Genomic DNA, 22,202 nt, shown 5'->3' on the forward strand with positions numbered 1-22,202 from the left:
AAATAGGAACCATCGATAAAGTAGATAGTTTATGCATTATTCTCCCGAAGCATTGGTGGCATTTGTCGAAGCGGCTGCGCTGGGTTCGTTCTCGGCTGCGGCACGAAAGCTCCGTAAAAGCCAATCAACCATCAGCACGGCTATCGCCAATCTGGAAGCGGATTTGGGATTAATATTATTTGACCGACAGGCACGGCAACCCGTATTGACTGACCATGGCCGCCGTGTGTTGTCTCACGTGCAAGAAATTCTGGCCGCGAGCGAACGCTTGGATTCGCTGTCAATACGCTTAGCGGGTCAGGTTGAAACACGGCTGACCTTTGTGCTTTCTGACACTTATCAACCGACATATCATGAAGATTTGCTGCGCCGCTTTGAACAGCGCTACCCTGATCTCGAATTTGAGTGCCTGATTGCCGAAGAGGCTGATGTCATTGACCTCATTCAACTTAGGCGCGCGCATATTGGTGTTGTGGAAGTGCAAAGCAGCTATCCACCGGATATTGCCGCTCGCCGCTTATTCGCACAAACAGAAATGGCCATATTTGTTCAGGCTGATCATCCGCTGGCAAAACTGCCCCATGTTTACCCTGAGCAGTTAGCGACGACTCGCCAGCTCTGCCTCAACACCTACAACCGTACTGAACGTAACCAGCCGCAAGGATTGATGTGGTCTGCGCCGAGCTATTTGATGTTGCTAGAGATGGCTGAACAAGGTTTCGGATGGGCGATTTTGCCGCGCTGGCTAGTGGATCAATACAGCCATCGCAAATTGGTCGCATTACCGACGATGGGATGGCCCAAAATGGTATCTATTGATGCCGTTTGGTCGAAAAAAAGCCCGCCGGGGCCGGCAGGCTATTGGCTACTGGATCAGTTGGCTGATGAAGTCAGGCCACATTCCGCCTCTGAATAGATTTAGTCACATGCATTAATAATTCAGGTATATCCATAGGCGGCAGTACCACCTCAATAAACGTCAGTTTTTGCGGTTTCTCAACCTGAGCGAGCAATTGCTGCAATTGATGGACCTCAGTCACTCTGTGTGTAACGGATTCTTTACCCAAGCCCAATGCGAGCGGTAATTGTGTCCAATTCCAAGCCGCAATATCGTTATAACGTTGTTGTGGCCCATGAATGGCCCTCTCTACCGTATAGCCTTGGTTATTCAATAAAAATATAATGGGATTCAATCCATCACGTAACATTGATCCCAGCTCTTGAATAGTGAGCTGTGCGGCACCATCCCCCACCAGCAAGATTAGCCGCCGTTCAGGTTGTGCCAACTGTGCGCCATAGGCTGCCGATAAACTAAATCCGATCGATTCCCATAATGCCTGAGCGATAAATGTACAACCTGAAGGCAAGGTCAGTGTGCCTGCGCCAAAGCAGGAGGTGCCTAAATCGGTCAAGACAAGGTCATGGGGTCGTAAGAACTGCTGGATGTAATACCAAAATGCTTGTTGGTCCAAAACATCAGATTTGGGTTCCACCCGCTCCGGTCGCGTAATGACGGGTTGTTGCCACTCGTCTTGTAACGTTTTACACAGTTCGTGCAAGGCTTCAATGGCAGCTCGTATCGGGATCTGGCTAAAAACCGTTCGTCCAATACAGGCCCGTTCAGGTTGGATATTAATACAATTATCCTGAGTGATGTTTTGGCTGAATCCAGCAGTGATAATGTCTGCAAAACACACCCCGACAGTGATGAGCACGTCGGCATTTTCAATGCATTCTTTAACATGGGGCTCACTGGCCGCACCGGCATAAGTCCCGATAAAGAGGGGATGCGTTTCATCCAGTACCCCTTTCCCCAGCAGCAACGTCGAATGCGGCAGATTGACCTCTGCTAGCCATCGATTTAGGGATGATTGCATATCAAATCTGTCAGCAAGAAAATCTGCCAGCAATGCCACCCTATGCGCTGATTGCAACTTCTCACGTGCCGCATTAATAAATGCCTGTAACGATGTCGGTGATAAGACGGGTTGAGGCAAGGCCAATGCACCTTGATAGATTGCGATGTCTGTCTGCGCAACATCACTGGGAATCGAGAGATAAACGGGCCGCCGTTGAGATAAGGCTGCCCCTAGCACACGATCTATTTCATAGGCCGCATTCTCAACAGTCAAGTTAGCTTGCGCACAAGTCACCTCTTTCGCCATATGGGAAAAATGGCTGAAGTCGCCATCCCCTAAGGAGTGATGCAGCAATTCACGGTTTTTTTGCGACTGTAGCGTGGGGGTGCCAACAATATGAATCACCGGAAGGTATTCAGTGAAACTGCCTGCAATACCATTGATAGCGCTCAGTTCACCGACCCCCGAGGTGGTCAACAACGCTGCCGCAGGCATGACTCGGGCATAGCCATCGGCAGCATAAGCCGCATTCAATTCATTAGCACACCCAACCCACTTAATCACAGGGTGGTTCATCACATGATCTAAAAAATGAAGGTTAAAATCGCCAGGAACACCAAAGAGATGCCGAATGCCAATCTCTGCTAAACGATCCAGTAAATAATCCGCCACTGTGTAGTGACTCGTCATAATGACTCCTATTGAACACTGATTCACCTGTGTTAATTATTAAGCTAATCATAAATAGATCTAATATTTCCTAATATTTAATTAACTAATACTGTCATTATTAATTGACATAGCATGGCTTGATTCAGGCTATCACTGCCTAACTCTGTGATCCTGCCAACGTCCTCCTTGAGTGAAACCGCATACACTAACTTGTCATTTACTCTCTTCAATAAGGGGCATCATGGTCTATCAAGCAGCGTCCTCCCGCTATCAGGAGATGAAATATCATCGTTGTGGTCGTAGTGGGCTCATGCTCCCCGCTATTTCACTGGGTCTGTGGCACAACTTTGGTGACAGCACGCTGTACGAAAATAGCCGTAATCTGATTCATCGCGCGTTTGATAGCGGCATCACCCATTTCGATTTAGCCAATAATTACGGCCCGCCCCCGGGTTCAGCCGAGCTGAACTTTGGCCGAATCCTCCAGCAAGACCTACGTCCATATCGAGATGAGTTAATTATTTCGTCCAAAGCCGGCTATACCATGTGGCCCGGCCCTTATGGTGACTGGGGTTCGAAGAAATATCTGGTCGCCAGTATCAACCAGAGCTTGCAGCGTATGGGACTGGATTATGTTGATATCTTCTACCACCACCGTCCGGACCCAAACACACCTTTGGAAGAAACCATGGCAGCTTTGGATCTGTTGGTACGCCAAGGTAAAGCGTTGTATATCGGGCTGTCGAACTACCCTGCCGAGCAGGCTCGGCAAGCCTTCGCCATTCTGGCCCAGTTGGGAACGCCTTGCCTGATTCATCAACCTAAATACTCTATGTTTGAACGCTGGATTGAGGCCGATCTGCAAGACACTTTGGATGAGTTTGGCGTGGGGTCTATCGCTTTCTCCCCACTGGCGGGTGGACTACTGACTGATCGCTATTTGGCGGGTATTCCGCAAGATTCGCGAGCAGCAAGTAACAGTAAATTCCTTAATCCTGAGCAGATTACCTCAGAGAGACTGGCTAAAATACGTCGCCTCAATGAGTTAGCATTGGCTCGCGGACAGAAACTGTCGCAAATGTCCTTAGCTTGGGTATTACGTGGTGGCCATGTGACATCGGCATTGATTGGTGCCAGTAAAACAAGCCAGATCGACGATGCTGTCGGTATGCTGGCCAATACTGAATTTAGTGATGAAGAGATAAAATTAATCGACAATATCTTGGTGTAAACGTTCTCTTTGAGCGTATCAAACAGGGGCACTTAGCTGCCCCTAAATCATTTGTTAGCCGCTCCCTGCGCAGATAAATCCTAAATCCCTATTTTACAGTTTTATCTGAATCTCAGTCCTTGATGAACGCTTTAAGATAGCGCCATGAGCAATAAGGCATGTTAAGGATTGATAATGTTAAAAGTGACCTCTTCAAAATCGGCACTATTTTTTAAATCAATGCCGTTAAAACTCAGCGTGGTTAGGCCAAGAAGAATAAAACCGCTATTGTTGGTCACGATCCTCGCTTGGTTACCGTTGATTCCTATGGCAAATGCCGAGAGTATTGAGTTACTCCCCAGCGTTTCTTTGAATATCGGCGAACAAGATCGCAGTGGTAATTATTGGGATGGTTATGATTGGCGTGACCGCCAGTGGTGGCAGGATCATCAAGGGCGCGATTTAGGTGAACGTAACCGCCATGGCCATTACTGGGATGGTCACCGTTGGCAAGATAGAGATTGGTGGAAGAAAAACTACTATTACCGTGAAGGCCGCTACTGGAAATACGATAAGCACAATAATAAGCATGGGAAAAAACATCATCATGGTAAAGGCCATGGCCACGATCATCACCATGATGATTGAGCAAAGAAATGATGAGCCGTTGATGAACAGCGATTAATGGATGACAAACACGCTAGCGGGTTATTTGCTCTAACCCGCCAAGATAAATACGCTAAAGTAAGCTAATCAGTAAGTAGGCATTTAGCCCAATGACGATGGCAACGACAATTTTACCCAAAATCTGGGTCAACTTCGTATCAACCAGTTCCCCCATTAGCGCTTTGTTACGCGTGAAAATCAGTAATGGCACCAGCGCCAGTGCAATACCGAAGCTGAGTAAAACTTGGCTCATGACCAATATTTTCGTCGCGTCTATTCCCATTAAGATAACAATGAAGGACGGCAACATGGTCACTGAGCGGCGCAGCCACATTGGAATATAAAACCGCACAAATCCTTGCATCACCACTTGCCCCGCCATCGTCCCGACGACCGTCGATGAAAGCCCCGCAGCGACTAAACTTAAGCCAAAAACGGTGGCGGCGGCGTTACCCAGCAAAGGTTGTAAGGTTAAATAGGCTTCTTCGATTTCGGCAACATGTTCATAGCCGTTGAAATGAAAGGCGGCAGCGGCGGTTGCCATCATGGCCAAATTGACGAAACCCGCAATTGTCATCGCAATCGCCACATCAAATCGGGTTGAAGCATAACGCTGTACCTTGGACTCTTTACCTTCCGTTTGTGTCAGTGCGGAATGCAGATAAATCACATGCGGCATAATGGTCGCACCCAGTACACCAGCGGCGAGGAAGACAGCGTTACTATTGGGTAAATTGGGAATGATCATTCCTCGACCTAGAGCCGCCATACTAGGTTGCGAGAAAATAAGTTCGACGATATAAGCCGCCGCGACGAACAATAGCAGACCGCCGACGACTAATTCGATAGGCTTTTGCCCTCGATTTTGCAGCATAAGAATGAGGAATGTTGCAATGCCGGTAAGTACCGCCCCTTCCAAAAGTGTCACGCCCAGCAGCAATTTGAAACCAATGGCAGCCCCGATAAACTCGGCCAAATCAGTTGCCATAACAATGATTTCAGCCTGAACCCAATAAGCCCATACCACAGGGCGTGGGAAGCGATCACGAATATGTTCTGCCAAGTTCTTACCGGTCGCAATACCCAGTTTGGCAGAGAGCAGTTGGACTAACATGGCCATCACGTTGGCCCATACAACCACCCACAGCAAGGTATAACCGAAGGAGGCACCAGCCTGAATGTTAGTCGCGAAGTTACCTGGATCGATATAAGCAATGGCGGCGATAAAAGCAGGCCCCATCAAGGAAAGTTTTATTCTCCTTGATGTACGGGGGGATGTATCGACAGCACGGCTATTCAGCATTCAGTATTACCCTTCGAAGATTGCGTCTTTATATTTATTACTACCAATAATAGTTAAATGATAATAATTATCAAGCGCATTTAGATCAGCAAAACTAATCTCTCTGATAGCCAAAACCTGCTGATCTGACCGACCGTTATCCTGTACCGCTAGTTTCTGAATAGTTGAGCCAAATGTGACATCGCTATTTTCGATGCATATCACTACAATTATTGACGCCACCAGAGCTAACCTACTGCTGTGGCGAAATTTTAGCATCCCTTTTTATGTGATCAACCCCGCTAATTTGTTTGCATTTATGAAATCGAATTTCTATATTTGCAATACACATCTCGTTTTTAATGTAGCCGTTACATAAAATGTTCACCAAAATCTAGCCTGCCTCATATTTGGAGCACACATGTCCCACATTCTGCAGTTTGCGTTGGCCTTAGTCGTGGTGGCCATATTAGCGCTGGCGATCTGTAAAGATCGTAAGAGCATCCGCATTCGGTTTGTCATTCAATTGCTGGTTATTGAAGTGCTATTGGCGTATTTCTTCCTTCATTCGGAAGTTGGATTAGGTTTTGTGAAAGGATTCGCCGGCTTATTCGACAAATTGCTCGGGTTTGCTGCGACCGGTACTGATTTCGTCTTTGGCAATATGGGCGATAAAGGCCTCGCCTTCTTCTTCTTAAGAGTGCTGTGCCCTATCGTCTTCATCTCTGCGCTGATTGGTATTTTGCAATACATCAAAGTATTGCCGATCGTGATTCGGATAATTGGTACGTTATTATCCAAAATTAACGGCATGGGCAAGTTGGAATCATTCAACGCCGTTAGCTCACTGATTTTGGGCCAATCTGAAAATTTCATCGCGTATAAAGATATTTTGGGCAAAATGTCTGAGAAACGCATGTACACCATGGCAGCTACAGCTATGTCGACCGTTTCGATGTCGATTGTTGGCGCTTACATGTCAATGCTAGACGCAAAATTTGTGGTCGCAGCATTGGTACTTAACATGTTCAGTACCTTTATCGTGTTGTCGTTGATTAACCCGTATAAAGCAGAAGATGAAGAAGAATTGCAGCTCAGTAATTTGCATGAAGGGCAAAGCTTCTTTGAAATGTTAGGTGAATACATTCTGGCAGGGTTCAAAGTCGCCATTATCGTTGCAGCAATGCTGATTGGTTTTATCGCCTTGATTGCCGCAATGAATGCGTTATTCAGCCTGCTGTTTGGCATTAGCTTCCAAGGTATTTTGGGTTATGTGTTCTTCCCGTTCGCTTGGGTGATGGGTGTACCGACTCATGAAGCATTGCAAGTTGGCGGTATCATGGCGACCAAGCTGGTTTCTAATGAATTCGTGGCAATGATGGACTTGCAGAAAGTCGCCTCTGAGTTGTCACCGCGCAGCGTGGGTATTTTGTCTGTATTCTTGGTTTCATTCGCTAACTTCTCTTCTATTGGTATCGTCGCCGGTGCCATTAAAGGGCTGAATGAGCATCAAGGTAACGTGGTTTCTCGCTTTGGCCTGAAACTGCTGTACGGCTCTACGTTGGTCAGTGTGCTGTCTGCCTCTATCGCGGGTCTGGTACTCTAAGTTTTAGTTATCAAAGTTCTAAAGAGGCGCTACGGCGCCTTTTTTTATGCCTGAGATTCAGTACAGGGACTCACGCGAATGATGGTTAGCATGAAAGCTGAATAGTTGAGGTATGTTTGCTAGAGTGGGTAATTTGGTTGGGATTAGGATCTTAGGTGATGCGATGTTTTGATATGTGGGGAATGGTTGGGGTGTTGGGGTGTTGGGGTGTTGGGGTGTTGGGGTGTTGGGGTGTTGGGGTGTTTTATATAATGGTGGGTCGTGCGGGATTCGAACCTGCGACCAATTGATTAAAAGTCAACTGCTCTACCAACTGAGCTAACGACCCATTATATAAATTTACTTGACGTTTACATGGATATTGCGAGTAAAAGAAGTGGTGGGCGATACCAGATTCGAACTGATGACCCCCTCCGTGTAAAGGAGATGCTCTACCAACTGAGCTAATCGCCCACTTCTACTACTTGAAATCTATCTATGTGCTTTAACGCTATGAGCGATGAGTGGTGGGCGATACCAGATTCGAACTGATGACCCCCTCCGTGTAAAGGAGATGCTCTACCAACTGAGCTAATCGCCCTCATCTATCTCATTTATTGCTGACTATATAACACGTCGAGTTTGGTGGGCGATACCAGATTCGAACTGATGACCCCCTCCGTGTAAAGGAGATGCTCTACCAACTGAGCTAATCGCCCCGCCGTGTTGTTGGAGTCGCATTATAGGGATAGTTCCAAGTGAGTCAACGGTTTTTAAAACGAAAACAATCGTTCGCCGCAAATTTAAACAGGATGCGATATTTATCGCCGGTATAGACCTTTGTTTGGCGATATCTGTCAGTAATCATTCATTGCAGACCGGTAACATCGTTGAGGAATTACCACAGGGTGATAGAATAGCGCCTACTTTTTCGAATTTCGAGCAACAGCCAGCGTCTGCTGGCCGGCGTAGCGTAATAAGGCATCGACCCAATGAAAATCAAAACCCGTTTTGCACCCAGTCCTACCGGCTATCTTCACGTCGGCGGCGCACGTACCGCCCTGTATTCCTGGCTTTTCACCCGTCACTTAGGCGGTGAATTTGTTTTGCGTATCGAAGATACCGATCTTGAACGCTCAACTCAGGAAGCCATCGACGCGATTATGGACGGGATGAATTGGCTGAATCTGGATTGGGATGAAGGCCCGTATTTCCAGACCAAACGTTTTGATCGCTACAATGCCGTGATTGATCAAATGTTGGAAAAGGGCACCGCTTATCGTTGCTATTGTTCTAAAGAGCGTCTGGATGAGCTTCGCGAAACCCAAATGGCCAACGGCGAGAAACCTCGTTATGACGGTCGTTGCCGTGATAGCCAGTGTACCCATGGCGCTGATGAACCTTCGGTTGTGCGTTTTCGTAACCCACAGGAAGGGTCCGTTATTTTCGACGATAAAATCCGCGGGCCGATCGAATTTAGCAACCAAGAACTAGATGACTTAATTATTCGCCGTACTGATGGCTCACCGACCTATAACTTCTGTGTCGTGGTGGATGACTGGGATATGGAGATCACCCATGTTATTCGTGGTGAAGACCATATCAACAATACCCCGCGTCAAATTAATATTTTGAAAGCCTTGGGTGCTCCGGTACCTGAATACGCGCACGTATCTATGATTTTAGGTGATGACGGCAAAAAACTGTCTAAACGCCACGGTGCTGTCGGCGTAATGCAATATCGTGATGATGGTTACTTGCCGGAAGCCTTGCTGAACTATTTAGTGCGGTTAGGTTGGTCCCATGGCGATCAGGAAATTTTCTCTGTTGCCGAAATGACTGAACTGTTCACGCTTGATGCGGTGAGCAAATCAGCCAGTGCCTTCAACACTGAAAAACTTCAGTGGCTGAACCACCACTATATCAATAGCCTTCCACCAGAGCGTGTTGCCGTGCAGTTGTCATGGCATGTCGAACAACTGGGTATTGATACCCGTACCGGCCCTGAATTGGTTGAGATTGTTAAACTGCTGGGTGAGCGCTGTAAGACGTTGAAAGAGATGGCTGAGTCATGCCGTTATTTCTACGAAGAATTTGATGAGTTCGACGCTGATGCCGCTAAAAAGCATTTGCGCCCTGTCGCTCGCCAGCCGCTTGAGGTTGTCAAAGCTAAACTTGCCGCTATCACTGACTGGACCACGGAAAACGTTCACAACGCCATTCAGGGCAGTGCAGATGAGTTAGGCGTCGGTATGGGCAAGGTCGGCATGCCACTGCGTGTTGCGGTCACTGGCGCAGGCCAATCACCGGGAATGGATGTCACCGTTCATGCTATTGGTCAGGCCCGCTCACTGGCCCGCATTGATAAAGCATTAGCGTTTATCAATGAGCGCGAAGCGCAACAGTAAAAACTGAGTATTTTCGGTATGATCAGGCGGCTCTTTAGTCGCCTGTTTTATTTCTAATGGCATCATTAATTGTGAGCAAGATTCCATTTATTATGCTGTTGGCACGCTGATTTGGCGGCTTTTTCAGCGCTTAACGCGAGAAATGGAATTAGCCGTTGACACTGTTTCAGTGGTTTCATATTATGCGGCCCGTTCACACGATTTATTATGTGCGCATTGGGGCTATAGCTCAGCTGGGAGAGCGCTTGCATGGCATGCAAGAGGTCGACGGTTCGATCCCGTCTAGCTCCACCAAACTTTTCCTGCTTCATGAGTGATGTTTCATCATTTACAAGGCAAGCTAAGTAGGTGGCACAGAGATAAATCAGCACGAACAACCACATTTGTGGGGCTATAGCTCAGCTGGGAGAGCGCTTGCATGGCATGCAAGAGGTCGACGGTTCGATCCCGTCTAGCTCCACCACCATTTAAAAAACCGGCTCAGGCCGGTTTTTTGCTTTCTACTATTACCCTTCGTTTTTCTACTTTCTGGCATTTACCTTCACGCTTACACCGTTCTTAAATGCGCCATAAATCAATGAGTTTGTCATTGAATAGCGATATTATGCATACTCCCTAAATGCTCTAGCGACGTTGGAGATAGCGAATGAGTCAACATCAGCATCAACAAATCATTCAGTGGCTCAATGCTGACCCTTATCGTATGCAGGCTTTGTCCCTTGCACGTCAACTCGGATTGGATCAATGGTGCCTTGCAGCAGGATTTGTGCGTAATTTAGTGTGGGATAAGTTGCACGGTTACCAGAATCCAACACCACTTAATGACATTGATTTGGTCTATTTCGATGGACAAAACATCGAGGAGGACCATGACTTTCAACTAGAAAGGCAACTGCTACAAGATACCTCTTTTCTGCATTTATCGTTTCCATGGTCAGTCAAAAACCAAGCCAGAATGCATCTGCGTAGTCACCGCCTACCTTATAGCAGCACTGAAGATGCCATCAGTTATTGGGTTGAAGTAGAAACTGCCATTGGGGCGAGGCTAAAAGAGAATGGCGAGATCGAATTAGTGGCCCCCTTCGGGCTAGAGGCTTTGTTTGCAAGAACCATTACCCTTAATCCCAAAAACGGCGAAATCGACACCTTCTACCAGCGGGTAGAAAGCAAAGGTTGGCAACAACATTGGCCAAATTTGCGGGTGGTGGTTTAGCCTTTTTAAGTGGATAAAATCACCAAGTGATAAGATTGTGTAAAACAGCCCTAGAACGTTAAAGGTTAATAGTCTGTCGTCGATAAGCATTACTCCACCCACGCATTACTAAGGAGTAATGATGTCGAACACGATCTCCGCATCATCAACGTCAGTCAGCAGCAGTAGCTCTTCTGACAGTAGTTCTGCCGCACAGATTAAATCGCTTAATCAGCAAATCCAAAAACTGACAGAAAAATTAAGCACGTTAAAGGATTCTGGTCTGACAGCGGATGAGCTACAAAAACAGCAACAGCAAATCCAGAGCCAAATTGCTGCGTTGCAAGCTCAAGTTGCCCGTATCGAAGCGCAAGCCGCTGAGAAAGCTAAAGAAGGTGAAAGCGATTCTGTTAGCGCGAGTACACCAACGGGTGATGGGGTAAACCGCCCTTCTGCTCAAAACCAGATTGACGTTTATATCTAACGCGGTTTTATGTTCTACAAAACCGCGTTAGGGCGATGGACGGATAACGCCCATCGCCCTGTTTTAGCCTCGTTTAAGAGGTTTGACTAAGCCGTCTAAACCTTCGACTTTAATGGTCAATGTCAGCTCCATAAGCATACCCAACTTACCTTGTGGAAATTCACCTTTGCGGGCAAACCACAGCAGATATTCTTCGGGTAAATCGATCAACACCCGCCCTTGATATTTGCCGAAAGGCATCCGGGTATTGGCGATCTCAATCAGATTCTCTTTTTCCATGCAGCCTCACGGGTTAGGACGACTCACCCAGCAAACGGATCATTTCTGCTTCATCGATGACAGTAATGCCAAGTTCCTGCGCTTTAACCAGTTTCGAACCAGCAGCTTCACCCGCTATGACCAAATCGGTTTTCTTGGAAACACTGCCGCTCACTTTAGCCCCTAAAGCCGTCAGGCGGTCCTTCGCTTCATCACGCGAGAGGAGCGTCAACGAACCGGTCAAGACCACTGTTTTACCGGCAAATGGGCTATCTATCTCTTCGGCGACAATTTGTTGCGGCTCTGGCCAACTAATCACCTTTTCCAACGCTTCAATCACTTTTTGATTGTGCTCTTCGCTGAGGAAATTCAGCACATGTTTCGCGACCACTTCACCCACGTCCGGTACGCTTTTCAATGCGTCAATATCAGCGGCACGTAGATTCTCTAGATTACGGAAATGTGCAGCCAAATTTGCGGCTGTCGCCTCACCCACCTCACGAATACCGAGGGCATACAGGAAACGTGCAAACGTCGTCTGTTTTGCCTTCTCTAGCGATACAATCAGATTTTGCGCCGATTTTGGTCCCATCCGATCCAGACCGGTGAGTTTACCTGCTGTCAGTTCAAATAAATCAGCGGGATTCTCAACGTACTGTTTCTCAACCAATTGCTCGATAATCTTATCGCCCATGCCATCGACATCCAGCGCCCTGCGGGAAACAAAATGCTTTAACGCTTCTTTGCGCTGTGCGGCGCAGAACAAACCGCCGGTACAGCGAGCGACCGCCTCGCCTTCAACGCGTTCAATCTCTGAACCACACACAGGGCACTGCTCAGGGAAAGTGATCTCTTTTGCATCCTGTGGACGTTGTTCCAATACGACGCCTACTACTTGCGGGATCACATCGCCCGCGCGACGCACGATGACTGTATCGCCAATACGCAAGCCAAGGCGCTCAATCTCATCGGCGTTATGCAGCGTCGCATTACTCACCATCACTCCGGCCACTTGTACGGGCTCAAGGCGTGCTACGGGGGTAATCGCGCCCGTACGCCCGACCTGAAACTCCACTTCGCGCACTTGGGTTATCTGCTCTTGGGCAGGGAACTTAAAGGCGGTCGCCCAACGTGGGGCGCGGGCCACAAAACCGAGCTGCTCCTGCAGATCAAGATCGTCAACTTTGATGACGACGCCATCAATATCAAAGCCTAAGCTCGCACGGTCTTGTTCTACCTGACGATAGAAAGCAATCACCTGCTCGCTGCCAGTACACAGTTTTACGCGGTCACTGACGGGCAAGCCCCAAGCTTTAAACTGCATTAAGCGCTGAATATGGCTGCGAGGAAGTTCGCCACCTTCCAACAAGCCCACGCCATAACAGAAGAACGTTAATCGGCGCTTGGCCGTAATACGGGGATCAAGCTGGCGCAAGGAACCCGCAGCGGCGTTACGTGGATTGGCGAACACTTTGCCGCCTTTACGACGCGCATCTTCATTGAGTTGTTCAAAGCCTGCTTGCGGCATAAAAACTTCACCGCGCACTTCAACTCGCTGCGGGATATTGTCGCCTTGCAAGCGCAGCGGAATGGCTCGAATGGTGCGTACGTTGGCGGTAATGTTTTCACCCGTCGTTCCATCGCCACGGGTTGCAGCTCTGACCAGCTCACCATTTTCATACAGTAAACTGACCGCCAGACCATCTAACTTCAATTCACAGCAGAACGTGAGTGGTTCTGCGCGTTTCAGGCGATCATGGACTCGCTTATCAAAGGCGAGATAGCTCTCTTCATCAAACACATTATCGAGAGAAAGCATCGGAACTTCGTGCTTAACCTGCTCAAATGCATCAAGAGGTGCCGCCCCGACCCGCTGCGTCGGTGAATCAAGGGTAATCAACTCAGGGTGTTGAGTTTCCAAATCACGCAATTGCTGCATGAGACGGTCATATTCAGCATCAGGGATCTCGGGGGCATCCAACACATGGTATTGGTGTTCGTGATGGCGCAATGAAGTTCTTAGTTGATTAATTTGCTGAATGATTGATTCCATAGCTCACCATCAATGATAAAAAACCCCCGGCATGCGGGGGTTCGGGTTAATTCGATTCATTGCTAGGCAACGTAATTAGGCTTTTGCGTTGGCATCCAATACTTCGCGGATACGGGCCTTATACGTTTCCAATTTTTGCGGGGTCATCATGCGTCGCTCATCATCTAACACCACACCACCGACATCATCGGCAATACGTTGAGCTGATTGCAGCATAAGCTTAAAGTTCTGATGCGCATCGCCATAAGACGGCACCATCATAAACATTGAGACGCCCGGCGTTGAGAAGTCAGCCATGGTATCAGGGTCAAAGGAACCTGGTTTAACCATATTTGCCAGACTGAATAATACTGGGCCGCTACCAGCAGGGCTAAGATGGCGATGGAAAATGCCCATTTCACCAAACTGGAAACCGGACTGAAGAACACTTTGTAGCAGCAACTCGCCACCAAGAGCACCACCATGGTGCGCGGCAACATGCAGCACTAATACCGTTTCTTTCAGTTTCTGTTGCTTCACCTCAGGGGCCGTCGCGACAGGTTCTGGTTCAGGCTGTGCAGCAGGACGAGGCGCTGGCTCAGCCGCATGTTGTGGCTCTACATGTCGCGGTTGGGAATAGGATTCTTCAACCGATCCAAGTAAAGGATCACGCTGTGACACATGCGGTGGTTGCTCAGCAGATAGCCCACCCAGAAGAGGGTCATCGTATTCTGTTTGCACTGAAGCAAATGGTTGTTGACGAGGTTCCGCCTTAACCTGAGCCGGTTTCGCATCAGCATGCTGAATAACCGGCATTTCTTCGTCATCGTCATCAATATGACTAAACGAAGGCTTCTCCTGTGGATGAGCAGTGCGCACGCGCACCTCTCCTACCCCTTCATCGAGACTCTCGATCGGGGTTTCAACACGTTCTTGTTTCAGACGTTTAACTGGGCGATCGCGAAAAAGTGACGAGCGTTCTTTACGGCTGGTCCATAAACCATGCAATAACAACGCTATTATGGCGATCGCGCCAACAACGATTAATATCAGACGCAAATCCTGCATCATTACTATCTCTGTTGTTCCAATACATTGCCACCGCGGCAAACATTCACCCTTTAACTCTATTTCCCAACGAACACAAGTGCAAGTCCGTGCTCAATTTTCTTCGAAGAAAGATGATTATGCTAGATGTTTCGCTTATTTTTTGAACGATATGTGACTATGCAGTGGGAAATCATACCGATATGATACGTGGGTTGATGAGCTTATAGAGAATTGAATGGCATGGCGTATACGCAAAAAGCGGTAAAAAAGGTGAGTGGTGTTCATTATTTTGCTCAAGGATGGCAGTTGATCTCTCGTCCGGGCATCCGAAGATTTGTTATTTTGCCGTTGTTGGTGAATATTCTGCTGATGGGTGGGGCTTTTTGGTGGTTATTCAACCGGATAGGTGATTGGGTTCCACAATTGATGAGCCATGTTCCTGACTGGTTGCAATGGCTGAGTTATTTGTTGTGGCCCGTCATGGTTATTTCGGTGCTACTGGTGTTCAGTTACCTATTCAGTACCCTTGCTAATTTTATTGCAGCCCCGTTTAACGGTTTGTTGGCTGAGCAATTAGAAGCGAGCCTGACCGGAAAGCCATTACCCGATACAGGTATTATGGGCATCATGAAAGATTTACCGCGCATAATGGCTCGTGAATGGCGCAAATTAGCATATTACCTGCCACGGGCCGTGGTGCTACTGCTGCTGTATTTGATTCCGGGTATTGGCCAAACGCTCGCGCCGGTTCTCTGGTTCTTGTTCAGTGCCTGGATGTTATCAATCCAATATTGCGACTATCCTTTTGATAACCATAAAGTGAGTTTCCAGCATATGCGCGGTGCATTACGTCAGGATAAAGTGGATAACTTACAATTTGGCGCACTGGTGAGCTTATTCACTATGATTCCATTCCTCAATTTAGTGATTATGCCAGTGGCGGTGTGCGGTGCCACCGCGATGTGGGTTGATCGCTATCGCGACCAGTTTATTCAACTACCACGATAATACTCAACGGGCGTGCTCGCCACGCCCTTCTTATTGGGATTAAAACTTATTTCCTAATAACATATCGATATACCAATTACTTACTTCCATAGCCATACTGTTAGCGTATGCTTTGAACGTTTCCTACATTTTCATAGAGTTAAAGGACGGGCTATGAGCAAGATATATGAAGACAACTCTTTAACAATCGGCCATACGCCGCTGGTTCGTTTGAACCGTATCGGTAACGGACGGATTTTGGCAAAGGTTGAGTCACGTAATCCAAGTTTCAGCGTTAAATGCCGTATCGGCGCGAATATGATTTGGGATGCTGAAAAACGCGGCATCCTGACTGCAGATAAAGAACTGGTTGAACCAACCAGTGGGAATACCGGTGTTGCACTGGCATTTGTCGCTGCCGCACGCGGTTATAAATTAACCCTAACCATGCCTGAAACCATGAGTATTGAGCGCCGTAAACTGCTCAAAGCGCTAGGGGCTAATTTAGTACTGACTGAAGGCGCTAAAGGGATGAAAGGGGCCATTGCCAAAGCAGAAGAAATTCAAGCGGCCGATCCAGACCGCTACCTGATTTTGCAGCAATTTAGCAATCCTGCGAACCCTGAGATTCATGAGAAAACCACCGGCCCTGAAATTTGGGAAGATACCGATGGTGACGTCGATGTGTTTATCGCCGGTGTAGGGACAGGCGGCACACTAACGGGTGTAAGCCGCTACATCAAAAAGACTAAAGGTAAGGCGATCACGACTGTTGCCGTAGAACCCACCGATTCACCGGTGATTACTCAGGCATTGGCCGGTCAAGAAATCAAACCTGGCCCTCATAAAATTCAGGGTATCGGTGCTGGTTTCATTCCAGGTAACCTCGATCTAACACTGGTTGATCGTGTTGCCCTCGTCACCAATGATGAAGCCATTTCAATGGCTCGCCGTTTGATGGATGAGGAAGGCATTTTGGCCGGTATTTCTTCCGGTGCTGCAGTTGCGGCAGCGGTCAAGCTTTCTGAAGAAGATGGCTTTACTGACAAAACAATTGTGGTTATTCTTCCGTCCTCGGGTGAGCGCTATTTAAGCACGGCGTTGTTCGCAGATCTGTTCACTGAACAAGAATTGCAACAGTAGTTTTGCCGTCGCACAAAATGCTAAAAAAGCACCCACAAGGGTGCTTTTTTTGTGGCGTACTTCAAAGTTTTCACTACATAAAGATTGATTTTACCCTCTGGGTTTAGTATTTAACCGGTCAATTATTTTGATACGCGAAATTAATCGTATCTTTGATGCTTCTCTAGCTGAATCGATTTACCCATTATGCAATGCGACAAAAAATGTCATCAACTGATGCTGATTGAAGACATAACGCAAAGAGAGCATTATTCTTAGATATGACAGTGCTGGTTTTGGGCCTGAATTCAGGTTGTGCCACAAACTGTCTTTGTGACTTGCCAGCGGTTGAGGCATAGTCATGCGCGAGTCAAATAGTCTCGTTTTACGCGAACCAATACAGGCTAAAGTTTAGAATTTACACTAAACTTTAGCTCCACAACATAAATCCAATAAGTTGGGGAAATACAATGTTCCAGCAAGAAGTTACTATTACTGCACCAAACGGTCTGCATACCCGCCCTGCTGCCCAGTTCGTAAAAGAAGCAAAAGGCTTTGCGTCTGAAATTACTGTTATCTCTAACGGTAAAAGCGCTAGCGCTAAAAGCCTGTTCAAACTACAAACTCTGGGCCTGACCCAAGGTACTGTTGTTACGATCTCTGCTGAAGGCGAAGATGAGAAGAAAGCTGTTGAGCATCTGGTAAAACTGATGGCTGAGCTTGAGTAATCACGCACGCTTTTTTAGTTAACACCAGTCAAGAGTAAGGTAGGGTTATGATTTCAGGCATTTTAGTATCACCGGGTATCGCTTTTGGTAAAGCACTTTTGCTGAAAGAAGATGAGATTGTCATCAACCGGAAAAAGATCTCTGCTGACCAAGTGGAGCAGGAAGTCGAGCGTTTCAAAACTGGCCGGGCGAAAGCTGCAGAACAGTTGGAAGCGATTAAGACCAAAGCTGAAGCCAGCCTCGGAGAAGAGAAAGCTGCTATCTTCGAAGGGCATATCATGCTGTTGGAAGACGAAGAGCTTGAGCAGGAAATCATAGCCCTCATTAAAGATGAGCTTGCCTCTGCTGATGCAGCCGCTTATTCAGTGATTGAAGGCCAGGCTAAAGCCCTGGAAGAGCTGGATGACGAATACCTGAAAGAACGTGCCGCTGACGTACGTGATATCGGTAAACGCCTGCTGAAGAACATTCTCGGTCTGAATATTGTCGATTTAAGTGCGATTCAGGATGAAGTCATTCTGGTAGCAACTGATCTGACACCATCAGAGACCGCACAGCTAAATCTGGATAAAGTGTTAGGGTTCATCACCGATCTTGGTGGTCGCACCTCTCACACGTCTATTATGGCTCGTTCACTGGAGTTACCGGCTATCGTCGGGACAACCGATGTGACCAAGCAAGTCCAGAATGGCGACTATTTGATCCTTGATGCGGTCAACAACAAAGTCTATTTGAATCCAACTGCAGACATTATCGAGCAGTTGAAAGAAGTGAATAATCAGTACATCACTGAAAAAAATGATCTGGCCAAACTGAAAGATTTGCCAGCTATCACACTCGATGGTCATCAAGTCGAAGTGGTAGCCAACATTGGTACTGTGCGTGATATCGCCGGTGCCGAGCGTAATGGCGCTGAAGGTGTGGGTCTGTATCGTACCGAATTCCTGTTCATGGATCGCGACTCTCTGCCAACTGAAGAAGAGCAGTTCCAGGCCTATAAAGCGGTCGCGGAAGCCATGGGCTCTCAGGCAGTGATTGTTCGTACCATGGACATCGGCGGTGACAAAGACCTGCCGTACATGAACTTGCCGAAAGAAGAAAACCCATTCTTGGGTTGGCGCGCCATCCGTATTGCTATGGATCGCAAAGAAATCCTGCATGCACAGTTGCGGGCAATCTTGCGAGCTTCAGCATTCGGTAAATTGCGTATCATGTTCCCGATGATTATTTCGGTGGAAGAAGTTCGCGAACTGAAAGCAGAACTTGAGCTGCTGAAGAGCCAATTGCGCGAAGAAAACAAGGCTTTCGATGAATCTATCGAAGTCGGTGTGATGGTTGAAACACCGGCTGCGGCAGTCATCGCTCGCCATTTAGCTAAAGAAGTTGACTTCTTTAGTATTGGGACAAACGATCTAACTCAGTATACTCTGGCAGTAGATCGTGGCAATGAGCTGATTTCTCATCTCTATAATCCAATGTCGCCATCGGTATTGGGCCTGATCAAACAGGTTATTGATGCATCTCATGCGGAAGGTAAGTGGACCGGAATGTGCGGTGAACTTGCTGGCGATGAACGTGCTACACTGTTGCTATTGGGCATGGGGCTGGATGAGTTCAGCATGAGTGCGATTTCAATCCCACGCATCAAGAAAATTATCCGTAATACGAATTTCGAAGATGTGAAGGTGTTGGCGGAGCAGGCATTAGCTCAACCAACAGCGAAGGAATTGATGGATTTGGTGACCACATTCATCGAAGAAAAAACGCTCTGCTAATTCCACGATACTGGAACGCTGCCCAATATTAATACTTAGGAGAAGATCATGGGTTTGTTCGATAAACTGAAATCACTGGTTTCAGATGATAAAAAAGACAGTGGTACCATTGAAATCGTTGCACCATTGTCTGGTGAAATCGTCAACATCGAAGATGTTCCTGATGTTGTATTTGCAGAGAAGATCGTGGGTGATGGTATTGCTATTAAGCCATCAGGCAACAAAATGGTTGCTCCTGTTGATGGCACCATTGGCAAAATTTTCGAAACTAACCATGCTTTTTCTATCGAATCAGACAGCGGCATTGAGCTGTTCGTCCACTTCGGTATTGATACTGTTGAACTGAAAGGCGAAGGCTTCAAACGCATCGCTGAAGAAGGTCAACGCGTCAAGAAAGGTGATGTGGTGATTGAGTTCAATCTGGCCCTGCTGGAAGAGAAAGCCAAGTCTACATTGACGCCGGTTGTTATCTCCAACATGGATGAGATCAAAGAGCTGATCAAATTGTCCGGTAGCGTCACCGTGGGTGAGACACCTATTATTCGTATTAAGAAGTAATCTCTTACGAATGAATAAAAAACGGCACCTACTATGGTGCCGTTTTTGTTATCAGTAATCATCTTGCCAGTGGCATTTTGTGACCGGATAAATCAATCCGCCGCACGCCAACGAGGCACTCGCAGCGTAATCACCAATCCCCCCTGCTCACCGTTTCTGGCTTCTACCTGCCCCCCATGGGCCAGAATGACCTTACGTGTGATGGCTAACCCCAACCCATAACCTTTGCCGGACATTGCAGACTTTACTCGCACGAAGGGATCAAAAATGCAAGATAGCTTACTTTCCTCAACCCCTGGCCCTTGATCCGCCACTTGAATCTGGTAAAGCCTCTCAATCGGAGAAAGCGTGACGGTGACCTGCTGACCATGAGCGGAGAAGCGCAACGCATTCCTGACGATGTTATCAATGGCACGGCGCATCAGCTCCGCGTTGCCTTTCACCGTGTATTCGACTTGTTGTGGCGCAACCTGTAGCAAAATGTCCACCCCTGGCACCTGCGCTTCGTAGCGGGCATCGTTCACCACCACTTTCACTAATTCGTGCAGATCGAAATATTCGTCGTCATCAGACAAATCGTGGTTTTCGGCACGTGATAATGCCAACAATTCACCGATCATTTTATCCAATCGCCCAGACTCATGCTCAATACGTTGTAAGGCATTTTCTACATTATTGGGATTCTGACGTGCCAGCCCGATAGCCAATTGCAAACGGGCCAGCGGTGAACGTAACTCATGGGAAACATCATGCAGCAACTGTTCGCGCGCACTGACCAGTGCTTCGAGGCGCTCAGCCATGGTATCGAAGTCTCGTGCGACTTCGGTCAGTTCATCATGACGGCGGCGCATGACGGGCAACAAACGCACCGATAAATCCCCTTGTGCGACGCGATCAAAACCAGCGCTGAGTTGGCGCATTGGCCGTGTCAGATTCCAAGCTAATAGCGCGCTAAAAAACAGCCCACCCAATAGGCCCATCCAGATCATTGGGATCGGAATGTTGAGTATTTCATGGCGCTTCTCGCCCAAGGGTTCGCCACGTTCATTTCTGGCACCGATGTTGTAGCTAATACGATAACTTTGCCCATCAGGGCTTTGGGCCCAACTCGTCACTTGCGCACGATAAGTCGCAGGGTCATTGCCTTTGGTTGGCTCTTCAGTTGGTACAGCATCTGCCATTCGCGAGACCATCGCTGTCGGCATGACAGCTAATTGTTTTTTCTCTGCCTCCGGCCATTGAGCAATCATGGCATTTAGCGCGGGCAGCCCACCGGAATGCAATACCGAGGCAGCAGATGCAACCTGTAGTTGGGCCATCTGTCGTACCATTTCGCGCTCGGGGGGTTCATGACGGTTGCCGTAGAAAGAAAATACGACCCACAGCATCTGCGTCATTAAAATAAAAGTCAGCCAAAATCCAAGCAGGATTTTCCAGAATAATCGTCCACGCATACTGTTGTTATCTCACTTCATTCAAAACGCTCATCTAATGCGATAGCCGATACTGCGTACCGTTTCAATATTCAGGGTATTGCCTGGCAACGCAGCCAGCTTTTGACGGATATTACTGATATGCACATCGACACTGCGATCATAGGCTTCTCGTGGCCGCCCTAACCCCTTATCCGATAACTCATCTTTGGTGACCACGCGATCTGGCGAGCGCAATAGCAATTCCAGCAGATTAAATTCCGAAGCCGTCAGGTCGAATGCTTTGCCTTGCCACTCACTGCTGCGGGTTGATGGATTTAGCGTTAAGCCTCCTTGGGAAATCTCACTGTTATCCGAAAGGGTTAAATCCGGATGTTCGTCAAAACGACGCAAGACGGCACGTAGCCGAGCCACTAATTCTCGGGGATAACATGGCTTAGGCATATAATCATCCGCACCCATCTCAAGGCCAATCACCCGATCAATGTTGTCGCCTTTGGCTGTCAACATAATCACCGGTATACGGCTCTTTTTACGCACTTGTCGCAATACATCGATTCCACTCATATCAGGCAACATGATGTCGAGAATCAAGGCGGTATAGTCGCCGGACAAAGCCCCCTCTATACCCTCTTTGCCCGTTAATACCAGCTCAGCATTAAAGCCTTCGCCGCTCAGGTATTCCCTTAACATAGTGCCCAATTCAACATCATCATCGACTAACAAAATCTTCATTTTTACTCTCCTGCCTGATTTCCGCTATTTTCATGCCTATTTGATACGCGTGCAGCCAGTTTTACTCAATCCTTACATATTCTTGAATCCCACTTAACTCACACTCAGCGGCCATGGCGGTAAATTACCTTCCTAATTTTGGTTTCACCTTTTTCTTCATCGTGGT

Annotated in this window: 17 protein-coding genes, 6 tRNA genes and 3 pseudogenes; 14 read left to right on the plus strand and 12 right to left on the minus strand. The window is 47.6% G+C overall.

Annotation, left to right across the window (positions count from 1 at the left end; translation table 11 throughout):
- The first annotated feature begins 31 nt into the window (after nucleotides 1-31).
- Nucleotides 32-916, plus strand: a complete 885-nt coding sequence (locus tag BN68_RS15145) for a LysR family transcriptional regulator (RefSeq protein WP_019212015.1) — start codon at nucleotides 32-34, stop codon at nucleotides 914-916.
- Here BN68_RS15145 and BN68_RS15150 read toward each other — a convergent pair.
- On the minus strand, nucleotides 891-2,549 hold the full coding sequence (locus BN68_RS15150) for an alpha-keto acid decarboxylase family protein (RefSeq protein WP_019212016.1): 1,659 nt from the start codon (nucleotides 2,547-2,549) through the stop codon (nucleotides 891-893). The genes BN68_RS15145 and BN68_RS15150 overlap by 26 nt on opposite strands.
- A gap of 223 nt (nucleotides 2,550-2,772) precedes the next feature.
- On the opposite strand from BN68_RS15150, the gene BN68_RS15155 reads away from it, so the two are divergent.
- The gene (locus BN68_RS15155; protein WP_019212017.1) at nucleotides 2,773-3,762 is read left to right on the plus strand and encodes an aldo/keto reductase; all 990 of its coding nucleotides are present in this window, start codon (nucleotides 2,773-2,775) and stop codon (nucleotides 3,760-3,762) included.
- A gap of 219 nt (nucleotides 3,763-3,981) precedes the next feature.
- Nucleotides 3,982-4,389 (plus strand): DUF2502 domain-containing protein, encoded by a 408-nt coding sequence (locus BN68_RS15160; RefSeq protein WP_186375641.1) that lies wholly within the window; start codon nucleotides 3,982-3,984, stop codon nucleotides 4,387-4,389.
- A gap of 91 nt (nucleotides 4,390-4,480) precedes the next feature.
- On the opposite strand, the gene BN68_RS15165 is transcribed toward BN68_RS15160, so the two are convergent.
- Nucleotides 4,481-5,710, minus strand: coding sequence for an Nramp family divalent metal transporter (locus BN68_RS15165; protein ID WP_042806847.1), 1,230 nt, complete (start codon nucleotides 5,708-5,710; stop codon nucleotides 4,481-4,483).
- A 400-nt stretch (nucleotides 5,711-6,110) separates the two neighbouring features.
- Here BN68_RS15165 and BN68_RS15175 point away from each other — a divergent pair, with 400 nt between their 5' ends.
- On the plus strand, nucleotides 6,111-7,295 hold the full coding sequence (locus BN68_RS15175; RefSeq protein ID WP_019212021.1) for a NupC/NupG family nucleoside CNT transporter: 1,185 nt from the start codon (nucleotides 6,111-6,113) through the stop codon (nucleotides 7,293-7,295).
- Between the two features lie 252 nt (nucleotides 7,296-7,547).
- Here BN68_RS15175 and BN68_RS15180 read toward each other — a convergent pair.
- The 4 genes from BN68_RS15180 to BN68_RS15195 all read right to left on the minus strand — a co-directional run bounded on the left by BN68_RS15180 (nucleotide 7,548) and on the right by BN68_RS15195 (nucleotide 7,993).
- Nucleotides 7,548-7,623: transfer RNA gene (locus BN68_RS15180), tRNA-Lys, on the minus strand.
- Between the two features lie 49 nt (nucleotides 7,624-7,672).
- Nucleotides 7,673-7,748, minus strand: a tRNA-Val gene (locus tag BN68_RS15185).
- Between the two features lie 51 nt (nucleotides 7,749-7,799).
- Nucleotides 7,800-7,875, minus strand: a tRNA-Val gene (locus BN68_RS15190).
- Between the two features lie 42 nt (nucleotides 7,876-7,917).
- A tRNA-Val gene (locus BN68_RS15195) sits at nucleotides 7,918-7,993 on the minus strand.
- A 273-nt stretch (nucleotides 7,994-8,266) separates the two neighbouring features.
- Here BN68_RS15195 and gltX point away from each other — a divergent pair.
- From gltX to BN68_RS15220, 5 genes are all read left to right on the plus strand, one after another.
- Nucleotides 8,267-9,682: a glutamate--tRNA ligase gene (gene gltX / locus BN68_RS15200; protein ID WP_019212022.1), complete on the plus strand. Its 1,416-nt coding sequence runs from the start codon at nucleotides 8,267-8,269 to the stop codon at nucleotides 9,680-9,682.
- 218 nt (nucleotides 9,683-9,900) lie between these two features.
- A tRNA-Ala gene (locus BN68_RS15205) sits at nucleotides 9,901-9,976 on the plus strand.
- A gap of 93 nt (nucleotides 9,977-10,069) precedes the next feature.
- Nucleotides 10,070-10,145, plus strand: a tRNA-Ala gene (locus BN68_RS15210).
- 183 nt (nucleotides 10,146-10,328) lie between these two features.
- Nucleotides 10,329-10,895 (plus strand): nucleotidyltransferase family protein, encoded by a 567-nt coding sequence (locus tag BN68_RS15215; protein WP_019212023.1) that lies wholly within the window; start codon nucleotides 10,329-10,331, stop codon nucleotides 10,893-10,895.
- Nucleotides 10,896-11,016: 121 nt separating this feature from the next.
- The gene (locus tag BN68_RS15220) at nucleotides 11,017-11,358 is read left to right on the plus strand and encodes a FlxA-like family protein (protein WP_019212024.1); all 342 of its coding nucleotides are present in this window, start codon (nucleotides 11,017-11,019) and stop codon (nucleotides 11,356-11,358) included.
- A gap of 63 nt (nucleotides 11,359-11,421) precedes the next feature.
- Here BN68_RS15220 and BN68_RS15225 read toward each other — a convergent pair whose 3' ends face one another.
- The 3 genes from BN68_RS15225 to zipA form a co-directional block, all read right to left on the minus strand.
- On the minus strand, nucleotides 11,422-11,637 hold the full coding sequence (locus tag BN68_RS15225; protein WP_019212025.1) for a DUF3820 family protein: 216 nt from the start codon (nucleotides 11,635-11,637) through the stop codon (nucleotides 11,422-11,424).
- A 13-nt stretch (nucleotides 11,638-11,650) separates the two neighbouring features.
- Nucleotides 11,651-13,669 (minus strand): NAD-dependent DNA ligase LigA, encoded by a 2,019-nt coding sequence (ligA, locus tag BN68_RS15230; protein ID WP_019212026.1) that lies wholly within the window; start codon nucleotides 13,667-13,669, stop codon nucleotides 11,651-11,653.
- A gap of 75 nt (nucleotides 13,670-13,744) precedes the next feature.
- Nucleotides 13,745-14,719 (minus strand): cell division protein ZipA, encoded by a 975-nt coding sequence (zipA, locus tag BN68_RS15235; RefSeq protein WP_019212027.1) that lies wholly within the window; start codon nucleotides 14,717-14,719, stop codon nucleotides 13,745-13,747.
- Nucleotides 14,720-14,938: 219 nt separating this feature from the next.
- On the opposite strand from zipA, the gene cysZ reads away from it, so the two are divergent.
- The 5 genes and pseudogenes from cysZ to crr all read left to right on the plus strand — a co-directional run bounded on the left by cysZ (nucleotide 14,939) and on the right by crr (nucleotide 19,868).
- Nucleotides 14,939-15,706, plus strand: coding sequence for a sulfate transporter CysZ (cysZ, locus tag BN68_RS15240; protein ID WP_019212028.1), 768 nt, complete (start codon nucleotides 14,939-14,941; stop codon nucleotides 15,704-15,706).
- A 153-nt stretch (nucleotides 15,707-15,859) separates the two neighbouring features.
- Nucleotides 15,860-16,828 carry a cysteine synthase A gene (gene cysK / locus BN68_RS15245; RefSeq protein WP_019212029.1) on the plus strand — a complete coding sequence of 323 codons (969 nt, stop codon included), beginning with the start codon at nucleotides 15,860-15,862 and terminating at the stop codon, nucleotides 16,826-16,828.
- Nucleotides 16,829-17,277: 449 nt separating this feature from the next.
- The gene (gene ptsH, locus BN68_RS15250; protein ID WP_004393588.1) at nucleotides 17,278-17,535 is read left to right on the plus strand and encodes a phosphocarrier protein Hpr; all 258 of its coding nucleotides are present in this window, start codon (nucleotides 17,278-17,280) and stop codon (nucleotides 17,533-17,535) included.
- Nucleotides 17,536-17,582: 47 nt separating this feature from the next.
- Nucleotides 17,583-19,380 (plus strand): annotated as a pseudogene (gene ptsI, locus BN68_RS15255) (phosphoenolpyruvate-protein phosphotransferase PtsI).
- Nucleotides 19,359-19,868: a PTS glucose transporter subunit IIA gene (gene crr / locus BN68_RS15260; protein ID WP_004392561.1), complete on the plus strand. Its 510-nt coding sequence runs from the start codon at nucleotides 19,359-19,361 to the stop codon at nucleotides 19,866-19,868. The pseudogene ptsI and the gene crr overlap by 22 nt, the downstream one beginning before the upstream one ends.
- A 92-nt stretch (nucleotides 19,869-19,960) precedes the next feature.
- Here crr and BN68_RS15265 read toward each other — a convergent pair.
- The 3 genes and pseudogenes from BN68_RS15265 to BN68_RS15270 all read right to left on the minus strand — a co-directional run.
- A pseudogene (locus BN68_RS15265) lies at nucleotides 19,961-20,962 on the minus strand (ATP-binding protein); the annotation flags it as partial.
- Nucleotides 20,963-21,072: 110 nt separating this feature from the next.
- A pseudogene (locus tag BN68_RS24620) lies at nucleotides 21,073-21,322 on the minus strand (sensor histidine kinase); the annotation flags it as partial.
- Nucleotides 21,323-21,352: 30 nt separating this feature from the next.
- Nucleotides 21,353-22,036: a response regulator transcription factor gene (locus BN68_RS15270; RefSeq protein ID WP_019212032.1), complete on the minus strand. Its 684-nt coding sequence runs from the start codon at nucleotides 22,034-22,036 to the stop codon at nucleotides 21,353-21,355.
- Nucleotides 22,037-22,202: the final 166 nt, after the last annotated feature.

It is taken from the genome of Yersinia massiliensis CCUG 53443 (genome assembly GCF_000312485.1).
GTDB classification, from domain to species: Bacteria; Pseudomonadota; Gammaproteobacteria; order Enterobacterales; family Enterobacteriaceae; genus Yersinia; species Yersinia massiliensis.

What these genes read in the sequence shown, in the direction of transcription:
- BN68_RS15145 (WP_019212015.1), top strand. Translation starts at nt 32, where the DNA reads ATGCATTATTCTCCCGAAGCATTGGTGGCATTTGTCGAAGCGGCTGCG.
- BN68_RS15150 (WP_019212016.1), bottom strand. Translation starts at nt 2,549, where the DNA reads ATGACGAGTCACTACACAGTGGCGGATTATTTACTGGATCGTTTAGCA.
- BN68_RS15155 (WP_019212017.1), top strand. Translation starts at nt 2,773, where the DNA reads ATGGTCTATCAAGCAGCGTCCTCCCGCTATCAGGAGATGAAATATCAT.
- BN68_RS15160 (WP_186375641.1), top strand. Translation starts at nt 3,982, where the DNA reads ATGCCGTTAAAACTCAGCGTGGTTAGGCCAAGAAGAATAAAACCGCTA.
- BN68_RS15165 (WP_042806847.1), bottom strand. Translation starts at nt 5,710, where the DNA reads ATGCTGAATAGCCGTGCTGTCGATACATCCCCCCGTACATCAAGGAGA.
- BN68_RS15175 (WP_019212021.1), top strand. Translation starts at nt 6,111, where the DNA reads ATGTCCCACATTCTGCAGTTTGCGTTGGCCTTAGTCGTGGTGGCCATA.
- gltX (WP_019212022.1), top strand. Translation starts at nt 8,267, where the DNA reads ATGAAAATCAAAACCCGTTTTGCACCCAGTCCTACCGGCTATCTTCAC.
- BN68_RS15215 (WP_019212023.1), top strand. Translation starts at nt 10,329, where the DNA reads ATGAGTCAACATCAGCATCAACAAATCATTCAGTGGCTCAATGCTGAC.
- BN68_RS15220 (WP_019212024.1), top strand. Translation starts at nt 11,017, where the DNA reads ATGTCGAACACGATCTCCGCATCATCAACGTCAGTCAGCAGCAGTAGC.
- BN68_RS15225 (WP_019212025.1), bottom strand. Translation starts at nt 11,637, where the DNA reads ATGGAAAAAGAGAATCTGATTGAGATCGCCAATACCCGGATGCCTTTC.
- ligA (WP_019212026.1), bottom strand. Translation starts at nt 13,669, where the DNA reads ATGGAATCAATCATTCAGCAAATTAATCAACTAAGAACTTCATTGCGC.
- zipA (WP_019212027.1), bottom strand. Translation starts at nt 14,719, where the DNA reads ATGATGCAGGATTTGCGTCTGATATTAATCGTTGTTGGCGCGATCGCC.
- cysZ (WP_019212028.1), top strand. Translation starts at nt 14,939, where the DNA reads ATGGCGTATACGCAAAAAGCGGTAAAAAAGGTGAGTGGTGTTCATTAT.
- cysK (WP_019212029.1), top strand. Translation starts at nt 15,860, where the DNA reads ATGAGCAAGATATATGAAGACAACTCTTTAACAATCGGCCATACGCCG.
- ptsH (WP_004393588.1), top strand. Translation starts at nt 17,278, where the DNA reads ATGTTCCAGCAAGAAGTTACTATTACTGCACCAAACGGTCTGCATACC.
- crr (WP_004392561.1), top strand. Translation starts at nt 19,359, where the DNA reads ATGGGTTTGTTCGATAAACTGAAATCACTGGTTTCAGATGATAAAAAA.
- BN68_RS15270 (WP_019212032.1), bottom strand. Translation starts at nt 22,036, where the DNA reads ATGAAGATTTTGTTAGTCGATGATGATGTTGAATTGGGCACTATGTTA.